The sequence below is a fragment of the Bdellovibrio reynosensis genome (assembly GCF_022814725.1).
Lineage (GTDB): Bacteria > Bdellovibrionota > Bdellovibrionia > Bdellovibrionales > Bdellovibrionaceae > Bdellovibrio > Bdellovibrio reynosensis.
In genome coordinates this window covers 2,183,588-2,200,158 of the sequence record NZ_CP093442.1, presented here as the reverse complement: position 1 = coordinate 2,200,158, position 16,571 = coordinate 2,183,588, and the positions used below count along the sequence as shown (strand labels likewise).

Annotated in this window: 14 protein-coding genes; 9 read left to right on the top strand and 5 right to left on the bottom strand. The window is 42.3% G+C overall.

What is annotated here, in order from left to right; genetic code table 11:
* Window positions 1-46: 46 nt before the first annotated feature.
* The gene (locus MNR06_RS10305; protein WP_243535723.1) at window positions 47-922 is read left to right on the top strand and encodes a GNAT family N-acetyltransferase; all 876 of its coding nucleotides are present in this window, start codon (window positions 47-49) and stop codon (window positions 920-922) included.
* 37 nt (window positions 923-959) lie between these two features.
* Here the strand turns inward: MNR06_RS10305 and MNR06_RS10300 are convergent, their stop codons facing one another.
* Together MNR06_RS10300 and MNR06_RS10295 are read right to left on the bottom strand one after the other, a co-directional pair.
* On the bottom strand, window positions 960-3,740 hold the full coding sequence (locus MNR06_RS10300) for a hypothetical protein (RefSeq protein ID WP_243535721.1): 2,781 nt from the start codon (window positions 3,738-3,740) through the stop codon (window positions 960-962).
* 9 nt (window positions 3,741-3,749) lie between these two features.
* Window positions 3,750-5,081 (bottom strand): hypothetical protein, encoded by a 1,332-nt coding sequence (locus MNR06_RS10295; protein ID WP_243535719.1) that lies wholly within the window; start codon window positions 5,079-5,081, stop codon window positions 3,750-3,752.
* 254 nt (window positions 5,082-5,335) lie between these two features.
* Between MNR06_RS10295 and ku the strand changes: the two genes are divergently transcribed.
* The 5 genes from ku to dinB all read left to right on the top strand — a co-directional run bounded on the left by ku (window position 5,336) and on the right by dinB (window position 11,432).
* Window positions 5,336-6,235: a non-homologous end joining protein Ku gene (ku, locus tag MNR06_RS10290; protein ID WP_243535717.1), complete on the top strand. Its 900-nt coding sequence runs from the start codon at window positions 5,336-5,338 to the stop codon at window positions 6,233-6,235.
* Window positions 6,235-8,727 (top strand): DNA ligase D, encoded by a 2,493-nt coding sequence (ligD, locus tag MNR06_RS10285; RefSeq protein WP_243535715.1) that lies wholly within the window; start codon window positions 6,235-6,237, stop codon window positions 8,725-8,727. Before ku ends, ligD begins: the two co-directional genes overlap by 1 nt.
* A 167-nt stretch (window positions 8,728-8,894) precedes the next feature.
* Complete coding sequence (locus MNR06_RS10280) at window positions 8,895-9,452, top strand: hypothetical protein (protein ID WP_243535713.1); 558 nt, start codon at window positions 8,895-8,897, stop codon at window positions 9,450-9,452.
* Window positions 9,453-9,657: 205 nt separating this feature from the next.
* Window positions 9,658-10,329 (top strand): lysophospholipid acyltransferase family protein, encoded by a 672-nt coding sequence (locus MNR06_RS10275; RefSeq protein ID WP_243535711.1) that lies wholly within the window; start codon window positions 9,658-9,660, stop codon window positions 10,327-10,329.
* 32 nt (window positions 10,330-10,361) lie between these two features.
* The gene (gene dinB / locus MNR06_RS10270; RefSeq protein ID WP_243535709.1) at window positions 10,362-11,432 is read left to right on the top strand and encodes a DNA polymerase IV; all 1,071 of its coding nucleotides are present in this window, start codon (window positions 10,362-10,364) and stop codon (window positions 11,430-11,432) included.
* Between the two features lie 342 nt (window positions 11,433-11,774).
* Here the strand turns inward: dinB and MNR06_RS10265 are convergent, their stop codons facing one another.
* The gene (locus MNR06_RS10265) at window positions 11,775-12,614 is read right to left on the bottom strand and encodes a substrate-binding periplasmic protein (RefSeq protein WP_243535707.1); all 840 of its coding nucleotides are present in this window, start codon (window positions 12,612-12,614) and stop codon (window positions 11,775-11,777) included.
* A gap of 214 nt (window positions 12,615-12,828) precedes the next feature.
* On the opposite strand from MNR06_RS10265, the gene MNR06_RS10260 reads away from it, so the two are divergent.
* Together MNR06_RS10260 and MNR06_RS10255 are read left to right on the top strand one after the other, a co-directional pair.
* A complete protein-coding gene (locus MNR06_RS10260) occupies window positions 12,829-13,044 on the top strand; it encodes a hypothetical protein (protein WP_243535706.1) in 216 nt (71 codons plus the stop codon).
* Window positions 13,025-13,306: a hypothetical protein gene (locus tag MNR06_RS10255; RefSeq protein ID WP_243535704.1), complete on the top strand. Its 282-nt coding sequence runs from the start codon at window positions 13,025-13,027 to the stop codon at window positions 13,304-13,306. Before MNR06_RS10260 ends, MNR06_RS10255 begins: the two co-directional genes overlap by 20 nt.
* Here the strand turns inward: MNR06_RS10255 and MNR06_RS10250 are convergent.
* Window positions 13,303-13,662, bottom strand: a complete 360-nt coding sequence (locus tag MNR06_RS10250; RefSeq protein ID WP_243535702.1) for an arsenate reductase family protein — start codon at window positions 13,660-13,662, stop codon at window positions 13,303-13,305. The genes MNR06_RS10255 and MNR06_RS10250 overlap by 4 nt on opposite strands.
* Window positions 13,655-14,710, bottom strand: coding sequence for an agmatinase family protein (locus tag MNR06_RS10245; RefSeq protein ID WP_243535701.1), 1,056 nt, complete (start codon window positions 14,708-14,710; stop codon window positions 13,655-13,657). Before MNR06_RS10245 ends, MNR06_RS10250 begins: the two co-directional genes overlap by 8 nt.
* A gap of 146 nt (window positions 14,711-14,856) precedes the next feature.
* Between MNR06_RS10245 and MNR06_RS10240 the strand changes: the two genes are divergently transcribed.
* The gene (locus tag MNR06_RS10240; RefSeq protein WP_243535699.1) at window positions 14,857-16,482 is read left to right on the top strand and encodes a peptide-binding protein; all 1,626 of its coding nucleotides are present in this window, start codon (window positions 14,857-14,859) and stop codon (window positions 16,480-16,482) included.
* Window positions 16,483-16,571 lie beyond the last annotated feature (89 nt).

Here is a 16,571-nt window from a genome sequence, read left to right as displayed (position 1 = left end):
ACACGGGGTTCCCGATAGAATCTTAACTATCAAGGGGGGACCGCTTATGATTAGCTCCTTAGCAGCCGCTGTAAGTCTTGAACGAGTTTCAATGAACCTTCAGTCTTTCTATCAACTTCGTCTTAACCGCATCCATAAGTTTAAAGCGAAGATTGATATAAAGCTTGAGGTCGGCCCCTTTGAACTAAAAACTGTTTCTGACAGCGAAGAACTAAAAGAAGCTTTAGCCTTAAGGTACGAAGTTTTTCATCGCGAGATGATGGGAAAAACAAATCCAGAAGGTATTGATGTCGACGAGTTCGATTTTGCCTGCGACCACTTAGTCATCAAAGAAAAGCGCAGTAACCGCATCGTCGGTACTTATCGTTTGAACTGTTCTTTATTCACAGAAAAGTTTTATTCTGGAAAAGAGTTTATGATCGGTAAACTTTTCGCTCAACCAGGGGTCAAATTAGAACTTGGCAGAGCTTGTATTCATAAGGATTTCCGCCGTGGTATTCTGATTTCTTTACTATGGCGTGGAATTGCTGAATATATGGCAGCTTCAGATGCGAAACTTGTTTTCGGTTGTGCGACGGTCATGACAGCAGATCCGCGCAAGGCCGCACTGTTAACACGTTACTTTGAAGAAGAAGGTCGTATTCTGCAAGAGTTCAGAACAAGGCCAACACTTTTATTTACAATGCCTTTATTACATCAGTTTATGGACGAAATACGCGACCCTCTCACGGAGACTCAGAGAGCGGAAGCGGAAAGTCTTGTCCCGCCTTTATGTCGCGCTTATTTGAAAGCGGGTGCTTCCATCAGCGGGGAACCAGCTTGGGACCAAGAATTTAACTGCATCGATTTCTTAACCATCTTGCAAAGAGATGATTTGAATCGCAGTTTATGGCGAAAATATAAAATGGATGAAAACCAATAAAAAAAGGCCAAGTTTTAACTTGGCCTTTTTAATTTTGTTAATTTTTAAGGAATAAACTGATCGCAAGTTTGTCTTGCAGACTTTTTTGGTAACTGTTCGGTGAAATTTTCAGAAGTTCATCAGCAACTTTATGCTCTAAACGCACCATTCGCGCCATCGCCTCTGTATACTGAATTTTTCCTGATGCCACTGTTTCAAAATCAGGCAGTAGTACTTTAGTTCTTTCGCCGAAGCTTAAAATATAACGTCCGTTTTGATCTTTGGTTACCTTTTCAGCAGCAACGCCTAATACTTGTGCCAAGCGTTTTTGATCGTCATAAATCGCTTTAAGCTCTGATTTACGCGCCTCTTGCCCTTTAGCAAGCGGAGTTTCTAAACGCTTAAATAGAACATAGCTAATCAAGTTATCCATCATTAAGTTGTTCATTTTCACAAAACAGAATTTCGGCTTTTGCTCTACATCACATTCGCCTTTTTCTGCAGTGATGTTTTGCCAATTTTCATAAAGATTCGGCAACAACGGTTCACCTGCCAATAAAGCTTCCTGAGCAATTGCCATACGCACGCGCTCAAACGCATTACTTAGCCATTGGCGAGCCCTTTCATGGGTTTCATCAGAGACTGCCGACACATACACTTTATCAAGACCCGAAGTCCAATCTTCCATATCGATAGTAAGGAAGGGATATAGAATCAATAAACCTGTCACATAGTGTTCAAGTTTATGGGTCGCAGTTAATTGGTTTAGCTCTTCAAGATTACTTTCATCGCCGGATTGATTAAGATAGAAAGCCTTTTTGCCAGAAAGTGTCTTCATGTCTAGTACCGGAAGATGCAATGCTAGTTCCTGCCAGCGCCCTTCTTTTTCTTCAACAATGGAAGATAAATATTCTAAGGCTGGCATATAGTAATTGGTGGCGATGGTTCCGCCGTTTCTAGAACTGCCCTTGGTTGCCCTATCGCTCCATAGAGCACGGTTGAACTTTCCATTTTCTGTCGTCATGAAAACCATACTGATTTCACGCTGGCAGGTTCTAAAATGTTCACTTGAACCGTTTTTAATAAATGCTGTAAGAGCACGAGGACTTGTATTCACCTCACGAATAGTAGACTTAATTAAATCCATGTTCGAAGCATTGAACTGTTCGTACTTCTTTTTATTTAACAATGTAAACTGCGGCGACTTTTTAAGAGCAAATGAAGTCATCGCCTGGCAAGAACGGAAAGCTTCTTCATTAATTTCAGAAATACCGTCTCTTACATTTAAGACTTCTTCACGAATATCCACTAAGGCCATCATTTCTTCGCGATGGTATTGCTCAATCATGAGTGCCAAGTCTTTAATCATGACCATCGTTCTTTTTTGATTTTCCAAAATTTCTCGTTGCATGGCTTTGATTTCTTCAAGGCTTTGCTTAATAGCTGCAAGTTCCGCCATGATCGCAGGATCGGGCCCACCACCGCCAAGGCCGCCACCGAAGGCCGCTAGTGCCATGGTTGCTGGTCCGCCAGAGAATGCTGTCAATGCGCCAACAAAACCACCTGATTTAAACGCGTTAGCGACAGCACCTACGACTTGAATACCTTGACTGATTTTAACAGCCGTATTCATCGCTTTTTGAACGCCCGGATCAAGTTTAACACCAAGTGCATTGGTGATGTTGAATGTTGCAGTCACGATGTTTTCTAATGACTTCGAGGCGCTGCTAGCGCTGTTAATGAAAGTGTTTACGTTAGTCTCGATTTCACGGCTGCGCTGAAAGAAGCCCGTTTTTTTCAGCTGTTCTTCCACTTCCGGAGGGAGATCTTTAGGAATGTCAGTAGGAGCGCGACCATTTAAAATATCATCAAGCACTTGGCGTGCTTTCTGTTTGCCGTCAGCACTTAAAGAAGTATTAATTTCTACGTTCAGTTTAGAAAGTTGATCAAAAACACCTTTGGCAGACTTACCCATGTCATCGGCATCTTTTTTAAGTTGTTTGCCGTACTCTTCAATAGACTTAGCTAAAGAGATAACTTTTTTTGCTTTTTCATGCAGCTCTTGTAAGTCTTTTCCCACCTTAATCATATTCTGAACGGTGGGATGTTTGGATAAATGTAAAGCGATGGCTCCAGCAGCTGCTGTATAAATGACCATCTTCGTTTGATCGTCTTTGGCAAAGTCATACTTTAGCAGGACATAATCTGCTTGTTTTAGATATTTAATAATGTCCTGAATTTTATTCGAATAGTCTTCTTCAGATTGGGTTGAATTAATCTTCTCAAGAACTTTAGGATCTTTTTTTGCGATCTGATCAATCATGTCAGAAGCGATATCGCCGCCATCTTTCTTGATCTGTTCGTCAAATGTTTGCAGCAGGTGTTGCATCGCCAACGATTGCGCAATGCCTGCGACCTTAATATTAATTTGATTATTAAAAGCGTTGCTACGCTGAACCTCATCCAAATTTAAGTTCAATGAATTAGCTAAAAGTTCGCCATCAGCAATGGCTGTGGCGCCTTCTGTGATCATGCTTTGTTTGGCTATAATCCATTCATCGTTCACTTCTTTTGGAATTAACAGATCACCTTCAGCAACTTTTTTGCGGAGGGCAACAGCAAGCTCGGAATTTTGTTCCTGCATTAGAATGGTTAAGGCTTCAGCCAGGGCGATATTTGGATTTTCTGATTTAATCAAAGATTGAAATTGAATCCAGTCTTTCGATTCAAAGCTTGCGGCGTTAGCTTTCGCAACTTTTCCTTCGCGACTGTTTTGCGGAGAACAAGCCGAAGTAACCATTGCCAGAATTGTCGAATATGTTATTAGCTGTTTTTTCATTTTCGTCTCCTACAGAATTTCTTTTCCATCAACAATGACGCTGCTAGTGTTATCTAGTTCAATGACGTCACCACTGTCGCCTTTAGGTCCTTGATCCCCGGTTGGTCCTGTAGCTCCAGCCGAAGCAGCTTTACAGCTTCTCGGCTGAGATCCTGCAGCACCTCCAGCGCCACCACTACCGCCTTTACCACCTTCGCCACCTTCGCCGCCTTCGCCAGGGATGCGGTTCACAGTGATCTGAACATTGGGTTGGGCTTTATTAACTAGAATGTTGATAGTTCCAGAGCTTCCTCCCGTACCGCCTTTTTTTCCTTTGCCACCTGTTGGACCTTTGCCACCTTGGCCACCGGAACCAGGATTACGTTCGCACCAACTATAACAGCGTTGAGTCTCGATAGGTCTATTCACCATCATAAGAACATCAGACTCGCGAGGAACTGAAACGGCGAATCTTGGATGAGGTTCACATTCAGTGTAAGCAACTCCATCAGCTCCCGTACCTCCAGTTGTGCCCGTGCCCGAAGCATTATCACCAATGGCGCCTTTTCCACCTTTAGTTCCACGCATTTCTACATGTAAAGAGCCCGTTCCAGTTTTAGCTTGAAGGTAAATTGCGCCGCCACTGCGACCGTTATCAAGATCATCTGCGGCTTTAATAGCTTCTTCATGGCTGAACGTTTCTATTCTTGCTTGATCAGAAATAAGGCGATTAGTGAATAATTGGATTTCTGCGCCTTGAGTGAAAAGAACAGCATCCCGTTCTAAAATAAGGTTGCCAAATTCGTACTTGCCGCTTGCCATTCCAAGCGCATCAAGGGTCAGCGCTTTATCTGTCACTTTTGGAACTACAAGGTCCGGCAGCAAGATGACAGTGTTCCCGGCAGCAGCCTTTTCATCGACGTAGACCTTATAGGCGACCGAAGACTTTACTAAACTTCTTTCGAATAAACGAAAGGTGTCAGTAACAACGTAATAACCATCCTTATATTCAGCGGAAGCTTTTGGCACTACTTCATAGCCTGGGTTTACAGCATCTGCTTTGTGGGATCGTCTAATTTCAGTGGAAGCTTTATAAAGAGTTTCAGGAATAGAAATTCGCGCCTGAAAAACATTGAGATTTTCTTTGAACTCTGGAAAATTCGATTGATCTTCTCGCAGCTCAACGAGTTTTGCGATATCGATCATGATTCCATTCGGGAACACTTTGGTGGTTTGTCCTTCAGGGGCGCCACCAGTGGGTGCTTCTTTTTTTTCGCCGGATGAACTTCCTTGGCATCCCAAATTCATGGCTAGAAAAAGCGAAACCAATATAAGTGTCAAACGGTACATATTTTTGGACATGAAAATCTCCTTTTCTAATAATCCATCAGGGCAATAAGCAATCCCATTGCCAGGCTTAAAGTCGGTTTAATTCGACTTAGTCCGATTAATGAATATGAAATTCCAGCATTTTGGATTTCACATTTTAAATCTAGGAACCGACCCAAGTACTGAGGGTATGTGCTGGGTCATTTTTTCATCCTGAGTTTTACCAAGACATTGCCTTTTCATTTATGTCCCCGGTGAACGCGATTACCTTAGTGGTAGGGGGGAATATGCGATCAAATATTTGGAAAGGGAGCATCAGTTTTGGCCTTTTGAACATTCCCGTATCTTTACAAAGCGCCCAACAATCCAAAGACCTTAGTTTTTCAATGTTGGATGAAAAAGATTTAGCGCATATCAAATACAAAAAAATAAATGCTAAAACCGGTAAAGAGGTTCCCTATGATCGCATCGTAAAAGGGTTTCAATACAAACCCGGCCAGTTTGTTATCATGGAAGATAAAGATTTCGAACGTGCGAATGTTAAAGCTACAAAAACCATTGATATCGAAGATTTCGTCCCACAAGAAGATCTTGATACGATGCTGTTTGAAAAGCCGTATTATCTGGCTCCGCAAAAGGGTGCTGAAAAAGGATATTTCTTACTTAAACAAGCCTTAGAAAATACAGGTAAAGTAGCAATTGCAAAAATCGTGATTCGCACTAAACAACATCTTTGCATGATAATGCCCAAATCAGATTACCTTATTTTAGAAATTCTTCGCTTTGCCCACGAGGTCAAAGAAATCGATGAAGTTAATTATCTTGAAGAAGTAAACCCCAACGTCAAATTCTCTGACCGAGAATTAAAGATGGCCGAAGACCTTATCAAGGGTATGTCAGCGAAATGGAAACCAGAAAAATACAAAGATACTTTTTATGACGACATCATGAAAAGAATCGAAGCTAAGGTTAAAGCCGGCAAAGGCAAATTTGTCGAAGAACCAGTTAAAGAAGAACGCGTCGAAGAATCATCTAACGTGGTCGATCTTTTGCCACTATTAAGAAAAAGCTTAGAAGCAAAAGGCAAGAAAACCAAAGAGCCCAAAGAAGAGAAAATACCAAAAATGTCTAGACCGCCAACAAAGAAAGCGGCCAATGGTCGATCTGCTTCTAGGAGACATCACTAATGCCGTTGCGCGAGTATAATAAAAAAAGAAATTTTAGGGAAACGCCAGAACCAAAACATGCTCCTAAGAAATCAAAATCCAAGGATCATCCTTTGATGTTTGTGGTGCAAGAACATCATGCCTCTAGGTTGCATTATGATTTTCGCCTTGAATACAACGGTGTTTTAAAAAGCTGGGCTGTGCCCAAAGGTCCTTCCAATGACCCGACAGTAAAACGTTTGGCCGTTGAAACAGAAGATCACCCCTTATCCTATGGAAATTTTGAAGGCGTGATTCCTGAAGGCAACTACGGTGCGGGCCGAGTTTACATTTGGGACACTGGCACTTGGGAGCCGATAGGGAATCCCCGTGAGGGTTTAAAGAAAGGGCATTTGGAATTTAAACTTAAAGGTAAGCATCTGCATGGTCAGTGGATGCTTATCAAAACAAGTCGCCCAGCTTCCGGCGACAAGTCGCAGTGGTTGCTTGTTAAAAGGACCGATGCTTATGCCAACACAGAACCGTTAGTCCCCATTGAAGATCCTAATACTGGAAAAGTAAGTAAGCGCCGAAAAACCGCTGAACCCGCTGCTGCCGCGAAAAAGGTGACTTCAAAAAAAAAAGCCCGCGTAAAAAAGCTTCCAGGATTCATATCTCCTCAGCTAGCAGAGCTCGTCAAAGAGCCGCCTGAAGGAGAAAGTTGGGTGCATGAAACTAAGTTTGATGGTTATCGTACGCAAGCTCACATCGAAGGTGGAAAGGTAACTCTTTACACCCGTAATGGTCTTAACTGGAGTCAAAAATATCCAACCATCGCATCTGAATTAAAGGATCTGCCCGTGAGCAATGCCATCCTAGATGGTGAAGTCGTATGGTTAGACGATCAAGGGCGAAGTGATTTTCAAAAATTGCAGAATTCTTTGAAGGCCAAAGAATCAAGACGTTTGATTTACTATGTTTTTGATTTGTTATACGTGGATGGCGTCGATTGTAGGTCCTTTCCACTTAAAGAAAGAAAACATCGACTGGAAAAAATCCTGGCAGAGTTTGACAACAGGATCATTCGATATAGTGAGCACGTCGACGGAAGTGGTGCTGATCTTTTCGAAGCTGCATGTAATTATCAACTGGAAGGTCTTGTATCTAAAGATCTTGATGCTCCTTACCGCAGCAGCAGAAACAGTGGCTGGGTAAAAACAAAATGCAAACTTCATCAGGAGTTTGTGATCGGTGGTTATACGGTGGGTGAAGGCTCGCGCAATGGGGGATTTGGTGCCCTTTTGTTAGGAGCTTACGAGGATGGAAAGCTTCGTTATGTCGGAAAAGTCGGGACGGGTTTTACAGAACGTTCTTTAATGGACATACATAAGAAATTAAAGCCTCGGGAAATGACAAAAAGCCCGTTTGATATAGCTTCGCCAAAAGGGCGCGGCGTTCATTACATTAAGCCGGGACTTGTTGCGGAAGTAAGTTTTGGGCAGTGGACTTCAGATAAGATTTTACGGACCGCCGTGTTTCATGGTCTGCGTGAAGATAAACCTGCTAAAGAAATTCATATTGAGAATAAAAAATCGTTAAAGTCAGTAATAGTTCCGAAAAAGAAAGTCTCGCCAAAACAGAAAGCTGATAACGAGAAATTAGCGCTCACTAATCCGGATAAAATTTTATATAGAAAAGAAAAAATAACGAAACTGCAGATTGCTAGATATTATCAAGATTTTGCTGAAGTAATTTTGCCGCATATTGCGAATCGCCCCTTGGCATTGTTGCGATGCCCGGAAGGTTCAGAGAAAACTTGTTTCTTCCAAAAGCACATCGCTGGAAAAGTTCCTTTAGAATTTATTCCCGTCACCATCGTCGAAAGAAGCGGGCCGAAGGCGTATTTGACTATTGATTCTAAAGAAGGGTTGTTGTCTTTGTCGCAAATGAATGCTTTTGAACTTCACGCTTGGAACTGTCACAGTGATGCCATCGAAAATCCAGATCAGATCGTGATGGATTTCGACCCGGGTCCTGGTGTGCATTGGAAGCAAGTTATTGAAGCTGCATTTTCTTTAAAAGAAATTTTAGATGGTCTGCAGTTGAAAAGCTTTGTTAAGGTGTCTGGCGGAAAAGGGGTCCATGTTCACATTCCTGTGGCGCCGATATATTCCTGGGATCAGATTAAAACTTTTTCGCACACATTAGGTAAGGAAATGGCTTCGCGCAATCCTGACCGTTATACAGTGAACATGGCTAAGAAAGTTCGCGGGAAAAGAATCTTTGTGGACTATTTGCGAAACGGTCGCGGGGCAACAGCTGTCGTGCCTTATTCCTTGCGGGCACGGGCGAAGTCAGCAGTGGCGATGCCGATCACTTGGGAAGAGCTGAAAACCATTGAAGGGCCTGACGTCTTCACTTTGGAAAACGCTATTAAACATTTAAGTAAAAGAAAAGTGGACCCATGGAAGGACTTCTTCAAAAAAGAGCAGCGAATCAATATTCTTAAGCCCGTAGTTTCATCGGCAGCATAGTGTTGTGTTGCAGATTACTTGTGATGTGATTGAAAAAAAATTTCGATATTACTATCTTTCCAGGCGGTGCAAATCGCCTGGTTTTTTATTGGCACTTTTTTTGAAACTGAAAAATATATCGAAGAATCTGGTGGCAAAAAGCTTCCAGAAAACCACAAGGGGGAGTTATGGGTAAGAGCGTTATGATTTTAGCAGCTAGTGTTCTCTTTGTTTTACAAGCCGAGGCAGCTCAACTTGGTTATGTAGAAATCGCAGGCAGTGCCTGTCAAGCATCAGTGGGAACCCACGAGCTGACTGAAGTGGGACAAAATCGTTATTTAATTCCAAACAGCATATATGTGAAAAAAGAAGAAGATAAAAAAGTAGCACGCGGAGCCTGCACCTTTGCAGTGACTCTTCAAGCAGCCGCCGGAAAGAAAATCATCGTTGCAAACAGCCATCAGCTTACAAGTTTACGAGCATACCCCTCCCAAACAAAGGCTCGTGTTGATTTAGAACTTTTCAAAGCCGGTGAGCAAGGTGAGCGACAAGTTGTTGAGACCGAATCAACCGATCGTACGTCACGAATCAGCAAGTCTTTGCAGCAAGCAGCGATTCTTGAAACTGAGTGCGGTGGTTCGGCTATCTTAAGAGGAAATTTGGCTGCCACACTAATTGGTACTGGCAAAGCGCGCGCATATACGCGAAGCCTTTATTTAGATATCGTCGAAGTCGATTGTAATTAAAGTTCATTGTCAAAGCCCGGTTGCTGGATTCTAATAAGGTGTGGAAGAAATCCGTACCGGGCTGCGCGGCGGCTATAGACTTATATTATTTGTTTTAATCATTTCTAGCTTTCTGATTTGGTCGTTCTTTTGCCATCTCTTTATTCGCGATCCCGATAAAAGAATTCGTACATTTTCAAACAACAGCCGTTTTACTAGCGGAATCATGCTTAAAGTCTTTAACTGCAGAGTTAAGTACACCAACCGTCCAGGTGATTCAGAAAAATTCTTAGCCGTAAGTAATCACATGGGATTTGTTGATATCTTGATGTTGGCTTCCTGTTTTCCGGTGGTCTTTGTAACTTCAAATGAAATGAAAGAAACGCCATTCCTAGGATTATTGACCGAAATGGCAGGCTGCATGTACGTCGAGCGCCGCAGTCGCACGAAGATTTTAGAAGAAATGAAATCCATCGGCGCCGTTTTAAAGCGTGGCTACCGAGTTGTGCTTTATCCCGAAGCGACATCAACTAATGGCGAAAAGGTTTTGCCGTTTAAGAAAACATTGATCATGGCTGCCGCTTACGCGGGAGTTCCAATTCAACCCATCGTTATTAATTTCCGTAAGATTAATGACGAAGAGTTTTCCTTAAAGTGGCGTGACCATGTTTGTTGGTACGGCGATATTCCGTTTGTGACAGCGATGTGGAAATCTCTCACGTTAAAATCGGTGGATGCTGAAGTTGAATTCTTGGAAAAAATCTTCTGCACAACTGAAGATGACCGTGGCCTGATTGCTGACAAGGCTCACGCTTTGATTTCGGCTAAATTTGTTCCCGTAAAAGGCGCTCCCCAAGAGGACTCCGCAGCCATCGAGTTTGAAACAGAATCTACTTGATTTGCCTTAGTTGATATGTAAATAATATGTAAATGAGGAAGATTATCCACATAGACATGGATTGTTTTTATGCGGCCGTAGAGGTGAAATACCACCCAGAGCTGCGAGGCAAACCATTAGGTATCGGTGGACCTCCAAATTCACGAAGTGTTCTGTGTACTGCTAGTTATGAAGCTCGTAAGTTCGGTGTGCGGTCGGCAATGCCGTCTTCACAAGCCGTGCGGTTATGTCCTCAGCTTATTTTAGTTCCTCCAAATTTCGACTTATACAAACTTGAAAGTCGAAAAGTGCGCGAAATATTTGAAAGATTCACAAACAAAATCGAACCATTGTCGTTGGACGAAGCTTACCTTGACGTGACTGAATGCGAACAATTCGGTGGCAGTGCTACGTTGATCGCACAAGAAATCCGTCGACTTATTTTCACCGAACTTCAATTAACGGCTTCAGCCGGAATTGCGCCAAATAAGTTCTTAGCCAAGGTAGCAAGTGATTGGAAAAAGCCTAACGGGCAGTTTGTAATTCGTCCTCAAGACGTTGCTGGCTTCGTCAAAGACCTGCCGGTGGAAAAAATCTTCGGGGTTGGCAAAGTCACTGCTCAAAAGATGCATGATTTGGGATTACATACGTGCGGTGACATTCAAAAATACAGTGTCTTAGAGTTGCATCATTGGTTTGGTTCAAGGGCTCAAGAGCTTTCGGATTTCTCTGTGGGTAAGGATGATCGCCAAGTCGTTACTGAATGGGAAAGAAAATCTTTAACCGTCGAAGAAACCTTTAACAAGGATCGCCAAAGTTTGGATGAGTGTCTTAAAGAAATTCCAGCACTCTATGAAGATTTCATGCGCCGTCTTGAAAAAGGTCAGTATCAGGATCGCGTAAAAGGTATCGTGGTGAAATTAAAGTTCCATGACTTTAAACAAACCACCCATGAAGAAGTTATTCACGGCATTCCAAAAATTCAGGATTTTCAAAGACTGTTAAGCCGTGCCTGGGAACGTCGCGGCGTTCCCGTGCGTTTGATTGGACTTGGTGTTCGTCTGGCTACACAAAATAAGGAATCTAGGAACAAAGACGATTCACAATTGCGCTTCGCAATTTAAGCAAATCCTTTCCTACATTGAGTTTCCTGCCCATGGTCCTTTTTTGTCCTGGCATTAACATTGCTCTTTATCTTTACGGGAACAAACGTGGTGTCAAAGATGACCGCTTTTGGGAAAGGAACGCTATGAAGAAAACTGTTCTAACAGGTCTTCTGATCGCAACATTGTTTCGTAATACAAGCAGTTGTCATTAGTTTACTGCAAAAAGGGGAATTAGGAAGACTTCCTCCAGCAATGGCATTGGCCCCTACTGGCATGGCGTTTTTAACTATCATGATCGTGGTTTTGCAATTCGTTGTTAATTCCGACGATATCTGTGCGAAGCCTTGTTCTTTCAAAATTTTAAAAACTCGGTTGATTCAATGGTGGGCGAAGATCAGAAATGACTGACGGTGCAAAATCGTCAGTCTTTAAATTTTTTTTCAAAATTTCTATGACCGTTCTGTTTGCGCGCAACTGTTTGATGGAATCCTTGAGCTGCTTACGTTCTTCAGCTGAAAGGGTCTTAGTAGACAAAATAATTCCGATAGGTGCTGGATTCACATCTTCCCTAAAGAAAACGATTTCATTTTCAAGTTTAAACTTATCTCTAAAAAAACGAGTGATAAGTGGGGTTGCGACAACGGCATCAATTCTTTTTTCAGCCATCAGTTTAAAAATTCCTTCAGCGTCAGGCATTTTGACTAGACGTTTTTCTTTAATAAGAATTGCTTCGTCCTCGGGTTTCATCATGGCTGTGCTGCCGATAAGATTTCCAAACTTTAGATCTTTTTGGTTATAAACTTCTTTAAAAGAGGCGAAGGGATTTTTTACTTTTTCTTTTCTAACGGCGATTTCGCGATAGATCTCGAACAATAAAACAAACTCGCCATTCACTTCATAGACTGGCTGCTTTGAAACGGTAAGCGCAATATCAATGCGACCACGATTTAAAAGACTTGCTAATTCGGGACGGGTCAACGATCGCATGGAAAAACGACATCCTGAGTTTTTCAATATCGCCGTAATTAGGTCATTATCAATGCCAATGGGTTTGCCATATTGGTCGCGACTAAAAAGAGGAGGAAAGTTGCTAACACCTATTTGATAAACACGACTGCAAGTCTGCTTTTTTTTCGCTTCAGCAGTCTCAGGGCTGGCTAGACCTATAATGAGGAAAATCGATACAAGACCTTTAAGCATTCTTAGATTTTGAATCAGCTCTGATATTAATCCCAGTTACATTCATAGACTTTGCCGCCTGGCAAGCGGTGAGAAATCGCAATAGGGGAGGCGAATAATCTAGAGTAAAATAACTGGTGACAGGAGGCTTTTATGGTCAGTTTAACCGTAACCATCCTAATATTTGCTTTGGTCTTTGCAGGGCTGTACTTCGTTTACAGGATGAATCGAGAACGTGCATTACATCGTGGAGCACGCACTCAACAACATGCTCAAGCCACCCAACGTCGTCCTTACACCAGTAATAGTGAAAACCAAGGTCGTCCTAGAAATCCTGAAAACAACCGACAGCTATGAAAAGCCTGCTGGTTTTTCAATCGGTATTTTATTTGATAACGGGTCTTTGGCCCGTTATTCACCTGAAATCATTTTTGAAACTCACTGGCTCTAAAACTGATAAGTGGCTGGTGGTCACTGTAGGATGGCTTATCACAATCAGTGCGATTGTTATGCTGATGGCAGCCTTTGGTAGTATCACAAAAGAAATTATCGCACTAGCGGTGCTGGATGCTTTTATCTTAGGAATTATCGATGTGTACTATGTCTCAAAAAAAGTTATTTCTAAGGTTTACTTGGGGGATGCTGTCGTTGAATTTCTTTTGGTACTAGCTTGGGGCTTTGTTTTTATTCAAAGCCCGCAAGGATTAATTTAGAAAACCTTTTTCCATTCATCTTCTTTAAAACCCACAAGGTGAGTGTTATCTCCAATCACAAACGGACGCTTCACTAACTTTCCATGCTCAGACAAAAGTTTGATAGCTTCTGCCTCTGACATAGACGGCAGCTTTTCGCTCATCTTCAGTTCTTTGTACATAACACCAGAAGTATTAAAAAGATTTTTAATGCTGCCACCTTTATCTTTTAAAGCGGCAAGCATTTCTTTTAATTCTTTTTGTGATGGTGCCTTATCGACGATCGGAAGTTTTTCGTACTTCACTTTTTTTGCGTCTAAATATTTAAGCGCCTTCACACAAGTAGAACACTTCGCGTACTCGTAAACCTTAAGCATGGCTTTTTACCAACCATCCGCACATTTTATAAAGAATGCGCGCGCCGACGTTTCCATCCCATTCCACTTCATGTGGATCAAGTCCGCCGGTTGATACTTCGTTCAAGTCAAAAGCAATGATCTTGCGACCTGAATTATGCACTTCGCGGAATAAGAAGAAGATCTGATCAACTGTCAAACCACCTGGCACTGGAGTTCCAGTGTGCGGGCAGTAAACTGGATCAAGACCATCGATATCAAAAGAGATATAAACATTTTGTGGAAGTTCTTTGATGATGTCTTGGCAAACTTTTTCCCACGTTTCACCTTTAAGCAGGCGGCGCTTAAGTTCTAGATCATAAAAAGTTTTGATGTCTTCGCGTGATTCGCTGAAGTCATATTCTTCTTCGCAGAAATCACGGATACCGACTTGAACCAACTTCTTAGGTTTCTTAGCATCCGTCATGACGTTGTACATGATCGATGCGTGGGATTGTTTAAAGCCTTGATAAGCAACACGCAAATCTGCATGGGCATCAATGTGCAATACGCCGAACTCGCCCTTGTACTTTTCACTTACTGCGCGGATGGCGCCAAGCGGGGTCGAGTGGTCGCCACCAACCAGGCCTAAAAGTTTGCCTTTTTTAAGTACATCAGAACATTGGTCATAAACCCATTGAGTCATTTCTTCACAAGCTTCGTTCACTTGAGCAGACAAGGTTTTCATCTTGGCTTCGTCTTCGCTCAAATTAGTTTTCATTTCGATAATTTCTTGCGCAACTGCTTTGTATTTATCGTTCATGCGCTTAAGGTCTTCTGGGAAGTCGCGCATATGGTAGCCGACTTCGTAGGCCTTACCAACTTCGATATCAAAAAGGTCAATCTGTTCACTGGCTTGGCGGATGATCTGAGGACCATTCGAAGCGCCCTCGCCGTAAGAAGTTGTAACCTCCCAAGGAACAGGCACAAGAACCACTTTTGATTCTTCTTCAGACATGGGAATGCCGAAGATCCCGTACTCGGCAGAAATGGTTGTTGTGGGATCGAATTTCACCGTCTTTTCAGACATAGTTTTCTCCTTGAAAAGCCTAGGGTATATATCATTTAAGCGTGGCGTCAATCGAGCAATAACTTGATTATTTTTCAACCATAACCGATTTTAACCCCACTTTGGGAACTACTTAAATTCCCAGCGAAATTCTTTGGAGGATAACAATGAATATGAAGGGAATCCTGGCTCTACTCTTGAGCTCAGCTTTGACCGCTCCCGCTTTTGCAACTGCACCAAATGCGTCTGCACCTAAAGGCGGAAATTTCGTAATCAACTTAGGTGGCGAGCCACCGACAGTTCATCCGATCACAAGCACAGATGCTTACAGCCGTGACGTACAAAACTACGTGTGCGAAGGCTTAGTAACTCGTGACTCTGAGACCTACGATTGGAAGCCACGTTTGGCTGAAAAATGGGAAATCTCCAAAGACAACAAAACTTTCACATTCTTCCTTCGTAAAAATGCTGTTTTCCATGACGGCAAACCTGTAACTGCTGAAGACGTTAAATTCTCTTTTGACGCTATCTTTGAACCAAAATACGAAGCTGCTCACCTTCGTCCATATTACGAAGGTTTGGCTAAAGCGGAAGTTATCGACGCTCACACTATCAAATTCACAGCTAAAGATTTGTATTTCAAAAACTTCGAATCTGCTGCGACTTTGACTGTAATTCCAAAACACGTTTACAGCGATGTTGAAAAATCTAAAAAAATGAACAGACAGCTTATCTGTTCTGGTCCTTACGTTTTGCAAAAATTCGATCGTGGTCAATTAATCACATTGAAGAAAAACGACAAATGGTGGGGTAACAACGACGCCGTTTACAAAGGGACTTACAACTTTGATTCAATCACTATGCGTTTCTATAAAGATGAAAACGTTCAGCTTGAGCGCGCTAAAAAAGGTGAATTGGATTACATCGATCTACGTATCGAAGCTTTCATGAAGAAAACTGAAGGCGCTCCTTGGGGCAAAACAGTTCTTAAACACAAAGTTCAAAACAGCGCTCCGAAGTCTTACGGTTTCATCGGCTGGAACTTCCGTAAAGAACTTTTCCAGGACAAAAACGTACGTGTTGCTTTGGCGCACTTACTAAACCGCGAAGAGATGAACAAAAAGTTCCGTTACGGCATGTCTGATCTTGCTAACGGTGCTGTTTACATCCGTTCTGAATTCAATCCTGGTAATAAGGCTTTAGAATTCAATCCGAAAAAAGCTCAAGAGCTTTTGGGTAAAGCTGGTTGGACTGACACTGATAAAAATGGTGTTCTAGAAAAAACTGCTGGCGGCAAAAAACAAGAATTCAAGTTCACATTGATCTACCCAAATAAAGACGTAGAGAAATATTGGACTATGTACCGCGAAGACTTGAAAAAAGCCGGTATCGACATGGAACTTAAGTATCTAGAGTGGAATTCATTCTTGAAACTTGTTGATGAAGGTAACTTCGACGCTGTGACTATGGCGTGGGGTGGCGGTTCTGTTGAACCAGATCCAAAACAAATCTGGCACTCTTCTGGTGCGGTAGCTGGTGGATCTAACTTCATCGCTTACAAAAACCCAGAAGTAGACAAACTTATCGACGACGCTCGCGTTGAGCCGAACAAAGCTAAACGTATCGCGAAACTGAAAGAAGTTTACAAAAAGATCGCTGAAGACGCTCCATATGCATTCCTATTCAACGACAGGTATGTATTCTATGCAAATTCTTCACGCATCGGAACTCCTGGCGAGACATTTAAGTACGAAATTGGTACAGACTACTGGTGGATGAAACCAGCTCAATAGTGAGTGCCTCTTTTACTGTTCAAAACAGCCGGGCACCCGGCTGTTTTGCGTTTCAGGATAGTGTCTCAGTTTTTTGTTATTGGGAGATA